The following is a 1,909-nucleotide window of genomic DNA, read 5'->3' as shown; positions in this document are numbered from 1 at the left end:
TCGCCGTTCAGCAGCAGCTCGGCCAGCGAGCCGCCGCTGACGGCGATTTCGTCGGCGAACAGCGGCGCCGCCGGCAGCGCCTGGCCGTCCGGCGCGCGCGGCTGGCGCCAGCAGGCCACCAGGCTCACCTGTGGATGATCGAGGAAGTAGGGCAGCATGACGGCGATCTTGTCCGGCGCCAGCGTGTCGCCGGCCGGCGCCACCGCGATGTAGGCGCCCAGCGCCAGGGCCAGGCAGTGGTTCAGGTTGTCCAGCGGCGACAGGCCGGGCGCGGGGGCGTAGCGCAGGCGGCGGTGGGCCTTCAGGTGCGGCTTGAGCAGCGGCAGGCAGGCGCCGCCTGGGCTGCTGTCGCTGACGATGATTTCGCAGTGGGCGTAGGTTTGGGCCAGTGCGCTGAGCAGCGTGGGTTCCAGCGACAGCGGATCGTCGGCGGGGATCAGGATGCTGACCAGCGGGGTCGTGCTGCCATTGCCGCGAGCGAGGGATGGAGCGCGGCCGCTATCGCGTTGGCTGCCGCTGACGTTGCTGTCGCTGCCGCTGGCGGGGTGGCCGCCGGCCGGCGCGTCGGGCGTCGCGGCGGACTGCCCTGCGTTGGCGGGGACGGCGGGCCGCATGCCTTTGGCGACGCGCAGGTACAGCCGTTCCAGGTCGGCCACCAGTTGCGGCGTGTCGAACAGCGGCGCGCTGTCGCGGTGCTTGCGCAGGCGGTTGCGCAGCCGCGCCAGTTCCTTGGGACGCTCGGCCAGGCGCACCGCGCGCGCCTCGTATTTCTGCTCGCTGGCCGTGACCAGCTCGGGCAGCCCGGCCGCGAGCAGCAGGCTGGCGCTGGTGCGGCTGGCGCTGCCTTGGCCGGTGCTGGTCAGCAGCGGCAGGCCGGTCCACAGCGCCTCGCCGGCGATGTCGGCCGACGCGTGCGGCGCGGTGTCGAGGAACAGGTCGGCGGCCAGGTAGCGCGCCGCTTGCTGGTCCGGTGCGGCTGGTTCGGCAAAGCACAGGCGCTCGCTGGGGACGCCTCGCTGCATGGCCGCCACGCGCAGGTTGTCGCGCACCGCTTCGCTGGACGATTGCAGCCACAGAACGCTGTCCGGCACTTGATGCAGCACGCGCATCCAGGTGGCGAAACGCTCCGGCGTGATGTGCTCGGGCGCGCTGAAGCAGCAGTAGACGAAGCCGGGCTCCGGCAAGCCCCAGGTGGCGCGGGCGGATGGCGCGGGCGCGGCCGGCACGGCCTTGCGCGTCGCGGACGGGGACGGCGAAGCAGACCCGGAGGACGCTGCGGAGCGGGACGACGGCGCTGGCGGTGAAAGCGAGGCGGAACAGGACATCGGTGCTGGCCGCGACGGCAGGGCAGGCCGGGACGGCGGCGCCGGCAGTGGCCGCCGGCGGTCCTGCGGCTGGAAGCAGTGCGGCAGGTACAGCGGCTGTTCGGTGTAGTGCGGCGCCAGCGCCGGCGGCAGCGTGACGGCGTCGGCCAGCACGTAGTCGATGGCGGCCATGGCGCTGGTGCCGGGCTGGCCCAGCCAGGCGATCTGCACCGGCGCCGGACGGTGCTGCAAGATCCCCGGCCGCGCGCCCGGCAGCCTGCCGTGCAGGTCGACCAGGATGTCGATCTCGTGCGAGCGGATCGCCTGCGCCGCCTCGGCGTCGCTCAGCGTGGCGATCGGCACATGCAGGTCCATGCCGCGCAGCAGGCGCTGGCGCAGCGCCGAGCCGTCCTCGGGGCTCCAGCAGAAGCCGTAGACCTCGACCAGGCCGCGATCATGCAGCTCGAACACCTCGGCCACCATCCGCCCCACCGGCTGCGCGCCGAAGCCGCACGACAGGTAGCCGACGCGCAGCTTGCGGTGGCTGTAGCCGTCGCTGTCGGCCAGCGGCGCGGGCGCCGGCGGCAGCGTGGCGCGCACCTCGA

At 73.8% G+C, this 1,909-nt stretch carries 1 protein-coding gene; it reads right to left on the bottom strand.

Features of this window, described 5'->3' with window-relative positions:
* A partial coding sequence (locus tag GTP90_RS35570; protein WP_161087913.1) for an O-linked N-acetylglucosamine transferase family protein occupies positions 1 to 1,909 on the bottom strand: 1,909 nt, incomplete at both ends.

This window comes from Duganella vulcania (assembly GCF_009857655.1).
In the GTDB taxonomy this organism is placed as follows: Bacteria; Pseudomonadota; Gammaproteobacteria; order Burkholderiales; family Burkholderiaceae_D; genus Rugamonas; species Rugamonas vulcania.
This window is presented reverse-complemented; position numbering and strand designations above follow the sequence as displayed.